The sequence below is a fragment of the Lysinibacillus sp. NPDC093712 genome (genome assembly GCF_050280025.1).
Taxonomy (GTDB): Bacteria; Bacillota; Bacilli; order Bacillales_A; family Planococcaceae; genus Lysinibacillus.
The window spans coordinates 157,776-173,480 of sequence record NZ_JBNNUU010000005.1 but is presented as its reverse complement, the minus strand read 5'-3'; the positions used below and the strand labels follow the sequence as shown (position 1 = coordinate 173,480).

15 protein-coding genes are annotated in these 15,705 nt (G+C 36.3%); 8 read left to right on the top strand and 7 right to left on the bottom strand.

Annotated elements, in window-relative coordinates; genetic code table 11:
• Positions 1 to 133 precede the first annotated feature (133 nt).
• The 3 genes from ACQKNX_RS18780 to ACQKNX_RS18770 are packed head-to-tail and all read left to right on the top strand — an operon-like array spanning position 134 to position 2,370.
• Positions 134 to 916, top strand: coding sequence for a transporter substrate-binding domain-containing protein (locus ACQKNX_RS18780; protein ID WP_427430164.1), 783 nt, complete (start codon positions 134 to 136; stop codon positions 914 to 916).
• 32 nt (positions 917 to 948) lie between these two features.
• Positions 949 to 1,614, top strand: coding sequence for an amino acid ABC transporter permease (locus ACQKNX_RS18775; protein WP_427430163.1), 666 nt, complete (start codon positions 949 to 951; stop codon positions 1,612 to 1,614).
• A gap of 27 nt (positions 1,615 to 1,641) precedes the next feature.
• Positions 1,642 to 2,370 carry an amino acid ABC transporter ATP-binding protein gene (locus ACQKNX_RS18770; RefSeq protein ID WP_427430203.1) on the top strand — a complete coding sequence of 243 codons (729 nt, stop codon included), beginning with the start codon at positions 1,642 to 1,644 and terminating at the stop codon, positions 2,368 to 2,370.
• A gap of 158 nt (positions 2,371 to 2,528) precedes the next feature.
• Here the strand turns inward: ACQKNX_RS18770 and ACQKNX_RS18765 are convergent, their stop codons facing one another.
• From ACQKNX_RS18765 to ACQKNX_RS18755, 3 genes are all read right to left on the bottom strand, one after another.
• Positions 2,529 to 3,530: a LysM peptidoglycan-binding domain-containing protein gene (locus ACQKNX_RS18765; protein ID WP_427430162.1), complete on the bottom strand. Its 1,002-nt coding sequence runs from the start codon at positions 3,528 to 3,530 to the stop codon at positions 2,529 to 2,531.
• Positions 3,531 to 3,890: 360 nt separating this feature from the next.
• Positions 3,891 to 7,961, bottom strand: a complete 4,071-nt coding sequence (locus tag ACQKNX_RS18760; RefSeq protein WP_427430161.1) for a S8 family serine peptidase — start codon at positions 7,959 to 7,961, stop codon at positions 3,891 to 3,893.
• A 373-nt stretch (positions 7,962 to 8,334) separates the two neighbouring features.
• Entirely contained in the window at positions 8,335 to 9,255 is a 921-nt protein-coding gene (locus tag ACQKNX_RS18755) for a multicopper oxidase family protein (RefSeq protein ID WP_427430160.1), read from the bottom strand.
• Between the two features lie 373 nt (positions 9,256 to 9,628).
• On the opposite strand from ACQKNX_RS18755, the gene ACQKNX_RS18750 reads away from it, so the two are divergent.
• Entirely contained in the window at positions 9,629 to 9,835 is a 207-nt protein-coding gene (locus tag ACQKNX_RS18750) for an NINE protein (protein WP_427430159.1), read from the top strand.
• A 180-nt stretch (positions 9,836 to 10,015) separates the two neighbouring features.
• Here ACQKNX_RS18750 and ACQKNX_RS18745 read toward each other — a convergent pair whose 3' ends face one another.
• From ACQKNX_RS18745 to ACQKNX_RS18730, 4 genes are all read right to left on the bottom strand, one after another.
• On the bottom strand, positions 10,016 to 10,339 hold the full coding sequence (locus ACQKNX_RS18745; protein WP_427430158.1) for a zinc-ribbon domain-containing protein: 324 nt from the start codon (positions 10,337 to 10,339) through the stop codon (positions 10,016 to 10,018).
• A gap of 237 nt (positions 10,340 to 10,576) precedes the next feature.
• Positions 10,577 to 10,858: a zinc ribbon domain-containing protein gene (locus ACQKNX_RS18740; protein WP_427430157.1), complete on the bottom strand. Its 282-nt coding sequence runs from the start codon at positions 10,856 to 10,858 to the stop codon at positions 10,577 to 10,579.
• A gap of 21 nt (positions 10,859 to 10,879) precedes the next feature.
• Complete coding sequence (locus ACQKNX_RS18735; RefSeq protein ID WP_427430156.1) at positions 10,880 to 11,242, bottom strand: DUF2085 domain-containing protein; 363 nt, start codon at positions 11,240 to 11,242, stop codon at positions 10,880 to 10,882.
• 277 nt (positions 11,243 to 11,519) lie between these two features.
• Positions 11,520 to 11,834: a MazG nucleotide pyrophosphohydrolase domain-containing protein gene (locus ACQKNX_RS18730; protein WP_427430155.1), complete on the bottom strand. Its 315-nt coding sequence runs from the start codon at positions 11,832 to 11,834 to the stop codon at positions 11,520 to 11,522.
• A 52-nt stretch (positions 11,835 to 11,886) separates the two neighbouring features.
• Between ACQKNX_RS18730 and ACQKNX_RS18725 the strand changes: the two genes are divergently transcribed.
• From ACQKNX_RS18725 to ACQKNX_RS18710, 4 genes are all read left to right on the top strand, one after another.
• Positions 11,887 to 12,447 (top strand): TIGR00730 family Rossman fold protein, encoded by a 561-nt coding sequence (locus ACQKNX_RS18725; RefSeq protein ID WP_427430154.1) that lies wholly within the window; start codon positions 11,887 to 11,889, stop codon positions 12,445 to 12,447.
• Between the two features lie 61 nt (positions 12,448 to 12,508).
• Positions 12,509 to 13,042 (top strand): dihydrofolate reductase family protein, encoded by a 534-nt coding sequence (locus ACQKNX_RS18720; protein ID WP_427430153.1) that lies wholly within the window; start codon positions 12,509 to 12,511, stop codon positions 13,040 to 13,042.
• A 167-nt stretch (positions 13,043 to 13,209) separates the two neighbouring features.
• Positions 13,210 to 14,172, top strand: a complete 963-nt coding sequence (locus ACQKNX_RS18715) for a DUF4822 domain-containing protein (RefSeq protein WP_427430152.1) — start codon at positions 13,210 to 13,212, stop codon at positions 14,170 to 14,172.
• Positions 14,173 to 14,241: 69 nt separating this feature from the next.
• Positions 14,242 to 15,693: a sensor histidine kinase gene (locus tag ACQKNX_RS18710; RefSeq protein ID WP_427430151.1), complete on the top strand. Its 1,452-nt coding sequence runs from the start codon at positions 14,242 to 14,244 to the stop codon at positions 15,691 to 15,693.
• The last annotated feature ends 12 nt before the right edge of the window (positions 15,694 to 15,705 follow it).

Below are 15,705 nucleotides of genomic sequence, written 5' to 3'. Positions count from 1 at the left end.
GCCAGGTACTATTAATAGTGCCTGGCATTTTTTTGTTTTGTCGGGAGTGGACAGGGTATTAACTATCATAAGCAAGTTACATAGTAACAGGCATTGTAGGAATAATCGAAAGGGAAAAGGAGTCATAGCCAACATGTTGTTGAATAAAAAGTTAATATTGGTCTTTAGTATAATCGTAGTCTGCTTTTTGTCTGGTTGTACAGAGAAGAAGAAGCTTGAGGATGGTTCTGAACTGATAAATAAAAACCAATTTGTTTTTGCTACTTCTGGTGAATTTAAGCCATTTAGTTATATGAATGACGATCTCACAATGTCGGGCTTTGATATTGAGGTTGGGGAAGCGATTGCAAAGGAAATGGGCCTTGAGCCGGTTCAGAAACGAATCAAGTTCAAAGGGATTGTAGAAGGGGTAAAAACAGGCCGAGCGGATGCAGCGGTTGCAAGCCACACGATTAACCCGCAGCGAAGTAAACATGTTTCTTTCTCTACCCCGTATTATTATTCTGGACCGAAAATTTTCACCAGACCGGATAGTAAAATTAAGACTGTCGAAGATTTAAAGGGAAAGGAAGTAGCTGTTGCAAAAGGATCGACATATGCCGATACAGCTTCCGAGTATACAGACAATATAAAAACATATGACAGCGATATTACAGCTTTAAAGGCGTTGAGTACTGGACGTCATGATGCGGTCATTACAGATTTTGTTACAGGAAAAACTGCTGAAAAGGAAGGGTTTAAGATTAAAGGACAGCAATTAATTAATCGCAGTGAACAAGCGATTGTGCTGCCCCAGGATAATCCAAAACTATTGAAGCGAGTAAATGAATCTTTGGAACAACTCCGGGAAAATGGGACACTGACTCAGATCAGTATCAAATATTTTGGTGAGGACATTACCAAAAAAACAGAATAATTCAATGCTATAGAAAGAAAGGAAGTAGTACTTTGCCAAGTTTTTCGCATTTTTTTAACATACTAATCGAAACAAAAGGTATATTTTTTAAAGCTATGCTCTTAACATTAGAGCTGACGGTGGTTTCTATCTTACTAGGAATCGTCATCGGACTTGTCTTTGCCTTATTAAAAATTTCTAATATCAAAATTTTAAAACTTATTTCAGATATATATGTCTATTTGGTCCGCGGAACACCGCTGATCGTTCAAATATTTATCCTCTATTTCGGAATTAGCGGGATTTTCCTTATTCCTGATTTTTGGGCTGCCTCACTTGCTCTAGCGTTACATAATGGAGCTTATATTTCTGAAATCCTTCGAGGAGCAATTCAGTCAGTCGATAAAGGTCAGGTTGAGGCAGGACGCTCTTTGGGAATGACAAAGACACTGACATTAAGAAGAATTATTCTTCCACAGGCATTCCGTCGAGCGTTGCCGCCTTTAGGCAATCAATTTATCATCAGTTTAAAAGATTCTTCATTGGCAGCATTTATCTCCATGAATGAGCTGTTTAATGTGGCGACAACGCTTGGATCGAATAATTTTGACGAAATGACCTATTTACTCATCGTAGCAGTCTACTATTTATTGCTGGTAGCGTTGATGACATTTGTAGTGAACCGAACTGAACTGAAATTAGCAATAAGCGACAGATAGGAGCTGAAAAGATTGGACACTAAGGAAATGATTAAAATAAATCAATTGAATAAATCGTTTGGAGATTTACATGTATTAAAAAATATTGACATGACAGTTTACGAGAGCGATGTTGTTTGTCTAATAGGATCGAGTGGGTCAGGGAAAAGTACCCTCCTGCGCTGTTTGAACTTTTTAGAAAGAAAGGATAACGGCAATATTATAATTGAGGGAAATGAAGTCAATCCACGGACAGATGACCTTAATAAGATTAGAGAAAAGGTAGGTATGGTGTTTCAAAATTTCAACTTATTCCCACACAAAACGGTTTTGGAAAATATTATTGAAGCGCCTATCATGGTAAAGGGTGTAGACAAAAAAAAGGCCATTAACAAAGCAGAAGAATTACTGAAAAAAGTAGGTTTAGAAGATAAGGCGGATGTCTATCCTAGTAAACTATCTGGGGGACAAAAGCAACGGGTAGCGATTGCTAGAGCACTTGCGATGGAACCAGACATTATGCTTTTTGATGAGCCAACATCGGCACTCGATCCCGAGCTTGTGGGAGAGGTATTAACAACCATGAAAGACTTGGCTGAAGAAGGAATGACAATGGTTGTTGTAACCCATGAAATGGGATTCGCCAGAGAAGTAGCTGATTGGATTGTGTATATGCACGATGGAACCATTATTGAACGCGGCACACCTGATCAATTTTTCAACTATCCGAAAGAGGAGAGAACTCGGGAATTTTTAACTGCGACAATGCTTAAATAAAACTAAGAGGTCCTGCCTATATGTAAGGCAGGACCTCTTTAGATGGGCTGGGGAAATAAGCAAAAAAAGAACCTATTCTGGTTCTTTTTTGCTTAAAATAAGGATTCAAGTCCCTTATTGTTCATATATATTAAATCCTAAATATAGGATGGGGATTGTTAATTTAATATTGTTACCTTTAGTTGTTTTACGCCAAAATCGATTGCATCCTGTTGAGAAGGAAAGAAAACATCGATTCGTTTTCCTTTAATGGCTCCTCCAGTATCTCCAGCGATTGCTTCACCATAGCCTTCTACATAAACTTTACTACCAAGCGGAATAACAGTTGGGTCAACTGAGATGACCTTTGCATTTGGGTTTGTTTTAAGGTTAATTCCAGTAGAGGTAATACCAGAACATCCATCACATGAAGCCGTATAAGCCGAAGCTTCCACTATAATTTCTTTTGAAGTAGAATTACTTGTTGATGGAGCGTTTGCTTCAGGTGTAGTTTCCACTGAAGTAGAATTACTTGTTGATGGGGCAGTTGCTTCAGGTGTACTCTCCACTGAAGTAGAATTACTTGTTGATGGAGCAGTTGCTTCAGGTGTACTCTCCAATGAAGTAGAATTACTTGTTGATGGAGCGGATGCTTTAGGCGTACTTTCCCCTGTAGCTTCATTACTTGTTGATGGAACAGTCGATTCAGGTTTATTCTCCGTTGAAGTCGAATTACTTGATGGAGCGGTTACTGAAGTTGTCGTTTCCTTTGCTTCATGAGTTGCAGGCATTATTGGTTTTTCAGTTACAGCCGTGTTAGTTTCCAAACCAACAAAGATAGATAGATTTAAACCGGGATGAATGAGATCAGTTTGTAATTGGTTCCATTCTTTAATTTGCGAAACGGTTACTTGATGATTTAGGGCTATGTCCCATAATGTATCACCTTGCTTAACCATATATTGTTTTTGCTGTGCAATGGTTAGAACATCCCCAGGGTGAATAAGGTTAGTATTAATATGATTTAACTTTTGGATATTTTCTACAGATGTATTATTTGCACGTGATAAATCCCAAAGGGTATCACCTTTTTGTACGGTAATCGTTGCAGCTTGAGCATTAGCACCTAATGTTGCAGAGAGCATTGCAACTGGTACAATTGCTATAATTTTTTTAAGCATTCATGTATCCTCCATGTTCGTTCTTGGTTGTCAATATAAAATAATCGTAACATAGTTTTTTCTGAGAAAAAGAACAAGGAGGTGTTAATTTGTTTACGTACATGGCATTTATATTGCAATAATATTTCTAATATTAAACGATGCCACCTCCTTGGAAATTTAATGTAAAAATAAGCAGGAGAATTTAAAAATTTTCTGTTTTGAGTTCCTTTATTTGTATATATCGTGTCTAGTGAGATTAACGAGGAATTATACATTTTGGCGTTATAGTAAGAGCTTAATTGCAAGTCATTACTTTATAATAAATAGTAAAAAGAGAAATTGCGCTGTGCAATTTCTCTTTTTGCTTGAACTAAAATATTATAACTGTACCTCGGTAACTTCATTATTATTTTTATTGCCATTACCGTTACCATTACCGTTACCATTACCATTACCATTACCGTTACCATTACCGTTACCATTACCGTTACCATTACCGTTACCATTACCGTTACCATTACCGTTACCATTACCGTTACCATTACCGTTACCATTGCCGTTACCATTACCATTGCCGTTACCATTGCCGTTACCATTGCCGTTACCATTGCCGTTACCATTGCCGTTACCATTACCATTGCCGTTACCATTACCATTGCCGTTACCATTACCATTGCCGTTACCATTGCCGTTACCATTACCATTACCATTACCATTGCCGTTACCATTGCCGTTACCATTACCATTGCCGTTACCATTACCATTGCCATTGCCATTGCCATTGCCATTGCCATTGCCATTGCCGTTACCATTGCCATTACCGTTGCCATTGCCATTACCAGGCTTTACAACCACCACGTCAAATGTTAGTGTGTGCTCACCATACGTTACCGTAATTGTCGTATTACCTTGACCTTTTCCTTTTACAACCCCTGCTTTTACAGTAGCTATTTTATCATTTGCTACTTCGTAGGTTGCAAGTCTTGTAACATCTTTTTCTGTTGTTTTACCATCAAACGTTGTTACTTCAGTAATCTTAACTGTAACTTCTTTACCTATTCCAGTTTCAACTTGAGCTTGGTCGATTTCTAGTGTTACTATTGGTTCTTCTATAACAGGTGCTTTAACTGTAATATTTATAGTAACCTTATTATCACCATATGAAATAGTAATAGTAGTCGTGCCTGCACCTACAGCCGTTACTAATCCATTTACGATTGTTGCAACATTTTCATCTCCAACAACATAAGTAGCTTTTGAAGTTACGTCTTCCTCTGTAGCATCACCTTCTGCAGGTGTTGCCGTTTCGGTTACCGTAAGTTGTGCAGATTCTCCAGCTGCTAGGTTTAACTCAGTTGGATTTACCGAAAGTGTTACTACTGGTTCTACAACTGCTTTTTCATATATCTTTTCTTCACCAATATTGCCAGCAGCATCAGTAATTTTTACTGACACAGCATTCGTTTCAGCTGTTACTGGGAATGTAAAGCTACCGTCTTGATTTAATTCAAAAGCAACTGGCGCTTGTACTTCGCCATTTATCGTCGAAATATAGGAAGCTTTTAATTTATCATTTAAATTATAATTTAAACCGTATAAATATAACTCTTCATTGTAGTCGATATACTTATCTGTTACCTGTCCTGTAGCGACACCTTCAGCTACTGAACCAGTAATTTCGGGTTTAGTCGTTTTCACGATAATTGGTCCAACATAATCGGAAACTACCCCTGATGCTGCGAGACCAGTGAAGTCAATTGTATACAGACCGTCAGGAATCGTTGTTGCAGGTGCTGATCCCCATGGTTTGTACTGCCCGCCAACGTTCAGAGTATAGGAGCCTTTTCCTAGCGCAGTCCCTGCATGCAGATAACCAATGTAGCCGTCTCCGTATTCTCCACCTTCAGGGTTCATAATATCCCAAAGCTCGATATAGTTAGTTGTTACATCTCCAGTTAATGTGAATGAAAGTACAGCCGAGTCTTTCACGCCATCTCCATTAAAGGATAGGTCTGTTTCTGTAATCTTATAATCTTTAATTTCAGTTACTGCCGCGCCGCTAAAGTCAGCTGCGAATGGCAAAGAAATTTCTGTAGCTCCATCACTGATGTAAATATACCCTAGTATTTCAGAGCCGTTTGGTGCTGTAGCTTGTGAAGCGGTCAATGTAATATTTAAAACTTGCTCACCAACTAGATTAAATGTCGGTTGATCTACTGTAACAGTTGCATCACCAAATGTTTTTGTCACATCAACAGATACATTATAATTGCCGCCGTTTCCTTTAATATCTTTTACTAAAACTTGTTTTGTTACAGAGATATCCCGATCTTTAAGTGATTGTGGACCGAATGTGACTGTACCTTTCAAGTTTTCTGCAACTGCACCAGTTCCATCTATAATTGCGCTATCAAGTGCATAGGCAAGGATTTCAGGATGAGCTGCTGCATAAGCATTTACACGCCCTGCCCCCTGAGAAAACACATCGTATTTTGTTGTATCTAAAACTTGTGCTGTATTAGAAATTGCCACTTTTACATCGAACGCGTTCCAATCAGGATTTGCTTGTTTAACTAATGCAACAATACCCGCAATATGCGGTGTTGCCATAGAAGTTCCTGTTTTACGAGCATATGCTTCCGCATAATCAGCATCAGGGAAATCTTTTTTATACATTGGAATCGATGACATAATGTTTGTTCCAGGTGCACTTACATCTGGTTTAATATCAAAGTTTGGTGTAGATGGTCCACGTGAACTTGAAGTGTTTACATCATCCCCCAGTGTCTTTGTGGAAGCAAATTTACTAAAGCTTACTTTTCCAGTTCCGCCTGCTAATGCAGCGCGAATTGCATCGCCATCTGTTTGGGACATATCAAATGTCGGCAGAAACTCAAATGAATCACCAAGGAATGTGCCTGAAATGTTCGGTGCATTCGTTCCACCAGCGAAGTTATGAATAATTGTTGCGATTGCTCCATTTGTCTTTGCATTCGCAATTTTATCAACGAATGCGATACCGCCACGAGCAATCAATGCCACTTTACCCTCTACATTAATTCCTTCAAAATCCTTTATTTCCCCGTTTCCAGGAACAGCAACTAAGTCAAACTGTCCTTGAAGTTGGGTTGATAAATTATTTCCAAAAGTCGTCCCCATTAATGGAAGCTGTTTTGTTAAGTTGTAGTCGCCAACTGCAACATTCACTTCCCCGTTATACATTGTTTCAGGATATGATGTGTTACCAACAGCAATTCCTAAGCGAGCGGTTGCAGGTGTGCCCATTGTTCCGCGATTTGGCCCAGAGTTCCCTGTTGCAATTACGCCAATTGTTCCAGCCATCATTGCATTATTGATAGCGAATGAACCAGCATCCGTTTCAGAGTTAGCTCCACCGCCAAGTGAAAGGTTGATAATGTCCATTTTTTCTATTACAGCAGTTTCAATTGCTTTAACAATACCGGATGTAGCGCCACTTCCGTATGCTCCAAGAACACGATAAGCATAAAGGTCTACTTTTGGAGCAATCCCCTTAATACCGAATTCGTTAGCACCGATTGCCGCAATTGTTCCTGCAACATGTGTACCGTGGGAAGTATAGAACGAGCTTCCCTTTTCATTAAATTCAGGTGTCCCGGCTGGACGCTCCGAAGGCAATGTTTCCGATGCATCGTCATCTGCACGAGGTTTCGTGTAAGTTGATGAATTTGGAATGAAATTTTTACCGCCTTTGTAAACACCAGCAAACTCAGGGTGATCTGCATCAATACCAGTATCTAATACTGCTACTTTTATTCCTTGTCCTTCTAAACCTTCCTGCCAAAGCTGTTCAATGCCAAGGAAAGAATTACTTGTATTCATTTGTGCTTCTAATTGATCTTCCTTAGTAAGTTCCGATGATTTCATCGAACTATCTTCGGATGCATAAACAATTGCATCAGGTTCGATTAATGTAATTCCTTCTACTGTAAGCAGTTTCGGAAGATCATTTGCTTTCACAGTTGCCGCAAAACCGTTTAAAACAGTATCAAAAGTGTATCCTTGAGTCATCTGTACTTTTTTAATAGCTAACTCTTTTTTTACTTTTGTTTGTTGTGCTTTTACAGTTGAACGAACTTCATTTGCCTGAGTATTTGAGAATCTTAGGCCTTTGACTTGGCTCATTCCTTGCTCTAGTGCTACAGGCAATTCTGATAAATGAATAATGACCGCAACATCTTGATTGCCTGATACATTTTGTAAGCTTTCGTGAAGAGTTGGACCATCTTTAGACAAGCTTTGCTGTTCAGCGATAGCCGCCTTTAGTTGAATAATACTTTCACTTTGGCTATTTTGCTTGAATGGTTTCGACTCTTCAGCACGAGCACTCGATAATGGAACCAATAGAGAAAGCACCATAACGAAAGCAAGAATACTACTTAGGAACTTCGTAAACTTAAACTTTTTCAAATCACATTTCCCCCTTCAGCTTTAATTGTCACACTTTTCAGTTTAGTGTGATATTTCCAATTTATCATAAAGGGAGTAATTCGAATATCTGAATATTAAAATATTGATAATTAGTATTAGTTTATTAATTGCGAATTAAATCTATCTTCCTGGTAATTTAATGAAAAAGTAGGACTTTCGAGTGTGAAATGACATACTATAAGTCATTAATTTTTTCAATGCACCTTATCAAGACAGTAGTTGTAGATACATCAGTGGAAAATAAAAATAGCTGGCGTTTATTTGAAAATAACGCCAGCTATCTTATATAGTGGAAACACAATGTCCAAACAATTGATTTTTATAAAAATACTTATTTTCCATGAATTTCACACTAAAAAGAAGGTGAATTATTCATTTCTTCATATTTAACTGTAGTAAACATACCGCCTAAGCCAACTACACCGTTGTTTGTAACGTGATGAGGCATGTGGCAGTGCATTGGCCAAATACCTGGGTTATTGGCTTGGAAGCTAATATCCCAAGTTTCACCAGATGCGACGAGTATAGTGTTTTTATAAATTTGTGTATGAGGGACAATTGGAAAACCATCAGCACCAACTACTTTAAACTGATGTCCATGTAAATGGATGGGGTGGTGGTTCATTTGAATATTACCAAAGCGTACTTTAACCGTATCTCCATATTTTACTAGTAAAGGTTTAGTTAACGGGTAGCAACGGCCGTTGATTGTAAAAAAATTAAAATCAGGTTTAATAAATGATAAATCATACGTACCTTTTGTTAGATCGCCCCATGGTAAAGCATTTATTGCCCATTCTTGAAGTAAACATAGATAATCTTTATGGTTTGGTATGTTCTCCTCTGATGGATTTTCAACAATAAAGCCACCTAATAACCCCGCATTGTCTTGTATAGAAACATCAACATGGGAATGATACATATACGTGCCTGGGGGATTGACTATTGTAAAATGATAATCAAAATAATATCCAGGCTCTATAAATGGCGAGGGCTCAATTGGGGGAACACCATCCATAGAATTGGGTACGATTAATCCATGCCAATGTACGCTTGTATGGACAGGTAATTGATTAATGACCCTAATACATACTCTATCTCCAGGAAAAACTCGAATTGTCGGTCCTGGTGTAGAGCCGTTGTATCCCCATGCTTTGATAAAGATACCATCTACCAATTCCCACGTTATTTCCTCAGCAACTAAAGTAAAAAACTTTACCCCATTTTTTTGAAGTACGTAAGGTAAATCCTCAATACCCGGTGTGATAACCATGATAATACCCCCTATAAATTCACTTCTTAAAAAAATATATGTTTCGAAGGGGTACTTATTCTTTGGTAACGTCGTTCTATAATGAGAGCGATTATGAGGTATTAATTAATAGAAACACAAAGTCTATATTATTAAAGAAGTATTAAGGAAACTAAATGTCCTTGATGCTTCTTTCTTTATTTCTAAAAAGGGACAATAGGATTTAGGTGGTTTTGATAATTTATCTTTAATCGAATATCCGTTTTAAAGGCTGTAAAACATCAATAATATAGCATTATATAAAAGGAAATAAATGTTGTAAAATACTTTATTTGTAATATATAATGATTGAGTGGTCTAATAAAGTATTTATAAATTTATAGGAGGTATTTACATGTCAGACAAAAATTTCGTAGCAACATTATTACTTTGTTTCTTTTTAGGAGGTCTAGGAATTCACCGTTTTTATGTTGGTAAAATCGGTACAGGTATTTTAATGTTTTTCACATTAGGTGGGTTCGGAATTTGGACAATAGTTGATTTAGTTATGATTATTGTTGGTAAATTTACTGATAAAGATGGTCATTTAATAAAATCTTAATTGATCTTTATAAACAAATTATTAAAATAAAAAAACGATAGGCTCATACATATATTTTTTAAGCTTGTTGCTTTTATTTATAGCAATACGATAAAAAGAAGGGGGACTTTTCTAAATGTCTACCCTTCTTTATTGTTTATGATGGAGTGAATGGAGACCAAAACACTGTAGTCATATTGATTAGTAATAATAGCTATCATCCATCATTTCTATTGCAAACCCTATTACAAATGAAATAATTGCGAAAATAATTGAGATAGCTAAACCAAACAAAGCAAATATTAAAGCAGACTTTGCAGCTTTTGGTTGAGTGTCTTTCCATACAAAATAGATAATAATGCCAAGCAGAGGGAAACAGCATAAGCTGAGTACATTAACCCAAATATTTGGTTTATCATTTTTAGCTACAGTTATTTGGTTGTTAAATTTTAATACGTTGACACCACAATGTATACAAATTTCGGCATTCTCGTTAATGGTAGAACCACAATTAGGACAATACATATTAAAACCCCCTACATACTAAGAAAAATCCCTTTTATCATCTTGTTCACCGCGCTGTTTGCTCTTAGCAATTAGTAAAAGCGTCTGTAGTTAAATTATTGCTGGATTACTATTTATACTAGAACCACATGTGACAGAAGATTTATGACGTAAGGACGTACGCCACATTCAGGGCGAATTTTTGCTAAATCAGAAATATGTTCTATTCAATACACACTACATATGTAATCCTTCGTTTTAGTAACTTGATAATCCAATAATGAACATTGCAATATAGAATAATACAATAATTCCTATGTTAATAAAGAAGAACATTAAAGCTGATTTAGCCGCAACTGGCTTTTCGTTTTTCCAAACAAAGAACATAATTAATCCAACAAGTGGCACACAGCAAAGTGTAATTATGTTAATGCCCCAGTTTGGTTTGTCTTCACCCCCTGCATTTTTTACGCGGACACCACAGTGGATACAAATCTCTGCATGTTCAGGTATATGTTCGCCACAGTTTTTACAATACATAATAGTACCTCCAATATTTTGTTATAGATTTCTTCCAACATATTGACCAAATAAAAAAAATTGGTAACCAATGATGTAGAAAATATAAATAATACCGATTCCACCAGTTAATCCAGTAAGGAACCGTCTATTATTATTACTTGTCCATTTACCAAATAATTGACCTGTACCGTCTATAGCCATTGGTAAAATTAATAAAGCTATAATCCATAAATCAAATATACCTAAAAGTATGACTAATAGGATGGATAAAAGATAACCTACTGCCATACCAGTGCATCTTGCACATAGAGGGAATTTCTTTCCTTTATAATGGAATGAACGGTCTGGTCTTTGATGGCAAAAGAAAAAAACTCGCAATACGAAATTAAAAGTATTTGCCAAATTTGTAAACTCCCTTTATTATTCTAGCGTATAGTATATAACATAAATAAAATTTTTGGAATATACTTCATAATTTAGATTTTAATATAAAAATTTACGAATAGAGATAGTATGAGATTTTAGCTGCTTTTGAATAATGTGCAAAAAGTGCATACAATAGGGGGCTTATTGGGTCCCGTGTAACTTGTTACGGAATAACTGCGGATTATGAGAAAAAAACCCTAAGACGTTGATATGACAACGAATTAGGGGGATGTTATGTTTAGGACTTTTAATATTATTGATATCGTTTTATTAGTTTATCTTTATGGCTTATCATAATTTCAGTTAAATCAATTTCATACTTATCAGCTAAAATAAATAAATTATCAAGAACATCGCCAAGTTCTTCTTTTAAATTCTCAATTTGTTGTTCTTTTGGTAGGGTTTTTTCATCTGGACGATCACGCCCGATTTCAATTGTTCGAATGGCTTTTGAAACTTCACCAACCTCTTCCGTTAAAAAATTGACACGAATAAAGGGGTTTAATTCATACCATCCTCGTTCTTTGTAAAATTCCGTTATCCACTTTTGGTATTCAAAAATATTCAATGAAAATCACTCCTTATACTTCTATAATGATAGCATAAAGGAGGAATTGAATTTGAATATTTCAGTTTATTGCGGTGCAAGTCTAGGTAACAATGATTTATACGAAGAAGCAGCGAAAGCACTTGGTAAATGGATTGCCGAAAATGGTCATACGTTAGTATATGGCGGAGGAAAAGCTGGTCTAATGGGTGTCATTGCAGATGAAGTTTTATTACATAACGGTGAAGTAATTGGCATTATTCCGACATTTTTAGTAGAACGAGAGCTAAGTCATCCTAATTTAACTCGTTTAGAAGTTGTGCAGTCCATGTCTGAACGAAAAAATAAGATGATTGAATTAGGGAACTGCTATATTGCACTGCCTGGGGGACCTGGAACATTAGAAGAAATTTCAGAGGTAATTTCTTGGGCAAGAATTGGACAACACCAAAATCCATGTATTTTATTCAATGTAGGTGGCTATTATGATAAATTAAAAGAATTTTATGATGATATGGTAACACATGGTTTTTTAACCGAAGCAGATAAAAAGGCAATGTTATTTTCTAACTCATTTATCGAAATCGAACAATTTATTGCAAACCATACACCACCATTGGTACGAACATATTAATTTTAGATAACAGTTACTGATATACTTAATGTTATCTTGTGAAACAGGAATGGGGATTTATATGGGAAAAAGACGTAACGTTATTTTGTATATAGGTACTTCTATTGATGGTTATATTGCAAATGATGATGGTACATTAGAGTGGTTGGAGTCTACGGAAGTAGAAGGCGATTCGGGTTACAATTCTCTTCTAAATAGAATTGATACTGTTGTGATGGGTAAGGGAACATATGACACCATTCGCGGATTTGACATGGACTATCCTTATAATGATTATAAAAACTATGTGTTTACTAAATCTGTCAGCGGTTCAGATGAATATGCTTCATTTATTAATGAAGATGTCGAAGCTTTCATTAACAATCTAACACAACAGCCCGGTAAAGATATATGGTTAATTGGTGGGGGAAAATTAGCACGTGAATTTTTTAAAGAAAATCTAATTGATGAATTCCAACTAGCCATTGCCCCTATTATTTTAGGGAAGGGAATCTCGCTTTATAACGGAGATGATATTACCCAAAAATATAGTTTAATAAAAGTTGAAAAGTTGGGTCAACTCGCTATGCTTCATTATAAAAAATTAAATAAATAATAAACAAACTCGCCGTGTACTGTGGCGAGTTTTACTTTTTTATAAGCACCTTACAACGAATAAGCTTTTTTTCTCGAATTTATATTTTGTTTATATTTGCGATATATGCAGTTTAGAACTGGACTTCATAATTAAGTATAAGCAAATGAAAAGGGAGAGAAAATTATATGAACAATAAATTAAAATTCGCAACGCTCGCTATTTTTAGTTCGGTCACAATATTAACGGCATGCACAGATTCAGGGAAAACCGAGGCAGACAATTCAGTCGTGCAAAATGAACAGGCGGATGCTAATAAAGTGGAGCAGCAACTGACAAAGGGCCAAACATTAGCGAATATTTTAAGCAGTACAAAGTGGCAAGGTACGCGTGTTTACGACAAAGATAACAATGATTTAACTGAAGAGAATGCTGGATTTATCGGTTTAGCAAAATACGATGCTGAAACAGGTCGATATGAATTTTTTGACGCAAAAACAGGGAAGACTCGTGGCGATGAGGGTACATTCTTTATGACGAATGATGGTACGAAGCGTATCTTAATTTCCAATACGATGAAATATCAAGCAGTGGTTGAAATAACTGTATTAGATGAAGGAATTTTCACTTACAAACGTATGGGGAAAGATGCGAATGGTAATGACATTGAAGTGTTTGTGGAGCATATACCATACGAAAATGATTTAGCCTTCACTAACGAAGACAAAGCGTTAACTACTTCTACAGGAAATATTAATACTAGTGTAGATGGAGATGAAATCCTTGGTAAAACATTATGGCACGGAACAAAGGTGCTTGATGAAAAAGGTAATGATGTCACAGAGTTTAATGGGAATTTTTTAAGTGTTGCAAAGTTTGAAGAGGACACAAATAAATATGAATTCTTTAATAGAGAGACAGGAGAAAGTCGCGGAGATTACGGTTTCTTTGATGTCATTCATGACAATAAAATACGCGCACATGTATCAATAGGCGATAATAAATATGGTGCAGCATTGGAACTTACGGAATTAAACGATGACAAGTTTACTTATAAACGTGTAGGTAAGGACGCAGATGGCAATGATATCACAATCTTTGTAGAGCATGAGCCATATAAGGGAGATTTAAAACCAACATTTAGTTTTTAAAATTACCACAAAGTCCATTACTTGAAAAAGTAAGGAATCTCCTTTATAAATTGAGGAAAGGAGATCAATATGACAATTAAGAATAGATTTTTAACTTCTTATATCGGTGGTATTGTGATTGCAAGTGTCTCTATTCTATCAATTTTATGCATTGTTTTTTATGTGACAACCGGGTCTGTTCCGACACCTAAAACATTGTATCAAACTTTTACAAAGCAACGCTCTTTGAGCCCGGAAGAGGAGCTTGCTTATGTAAAGCTACGTAATATTGCCAAGGAGGATCCAGACAGGCTTTTAGTGCAAGATATGCAAAAAAGTTTTCAACAGATTGAGAAAAGGTCACTTGGAGTTGTCATTCGTCATGAAGAGGACATTGTTTATTATTCGCAGGGGTTAGTAGAACGATCACTTGTCGTGCATTTTCCAACTTTCAATACGAATAATATTGAAACGAAGGGCACAATAGATAATGCAGGGGGACTGTACCGTTATATTAAGTTCGACTTTTATTATAGTGACAAGTCGAAGGGTAGCGTCTTAGTGCTGAAAAAAGAAAACAGCTTTTTAGATTTCCTTACTAAATGGGGAATTATTATTATTTTCATTATCCTTCTAGTATCGTTTGCCGCAATGCTATTTTTAAATCAACTTTTACACAAGACAATTATTAAACCTCTAGAAAATTTAGGACAGACCATGTCTGAAATACGAGAGGGCGATTTAATGATAGAGGCACCGGCATTATCTGCTAATACAGCAAGGGAAGTACAAGAGCTGACAGCTAATTTTGAGAGTATGCGATCAGCACTGTTAGATTCTATTCAGGAGCAACGAAACCTTGAAAAAAATCGTAAAGACCTAATCGCAAGTATTTCTCATGATTTAAAAACACCAATTACAACAATTATTGGGTATGTGGAAGGTTTACAGGAGGGCGTTGCTGAAACGCCTGAAAAGCGGGAAAAGTATTTGAAGACCATCCACTCTAAATCACTTGCATTAAACAGATTAATTGAAGAACTTTTTCTTTACTCTAAGTTTGATGCAGAGGCAGTTCAGCTTCATTTTGAGCGTATACAGATCGGCAAGTTCCTTACACATATAGTGGAGGAGTTTCAATTATACAATCGAGATGTACAGCTGGTATTGAATGTAGTGGAGGATGTCTATGTTCATATTGATCGTATGCAGATGAATCGGGCAATCTCTAATTTAATTGAAAATAGTATGAAGTTTAAAAAGCCAAATGAACCTTTATGTATGATTTTAGAAGTAGTAGTAGTTGAGCAGTTTGTTGAAATTGTCATAAAGGATAACGGACAAGGAATTTCAGAGCTCCAACTTCCATATGTATTCGATCATTTTTATCGTGGTGAGGAAGCGCGTACGTCGACGACAGGTGGTAGCGGCTTGGGGCTTGCAATTGTGAAGCAAATCGTTGAAAAGCATAATGGACAAGTAAAAATTCAAAGTAAGCTACATTTTGGTACAACGGTGACAATAATCTTGGAAAAGGCTTAAAGGAAGTGTCAA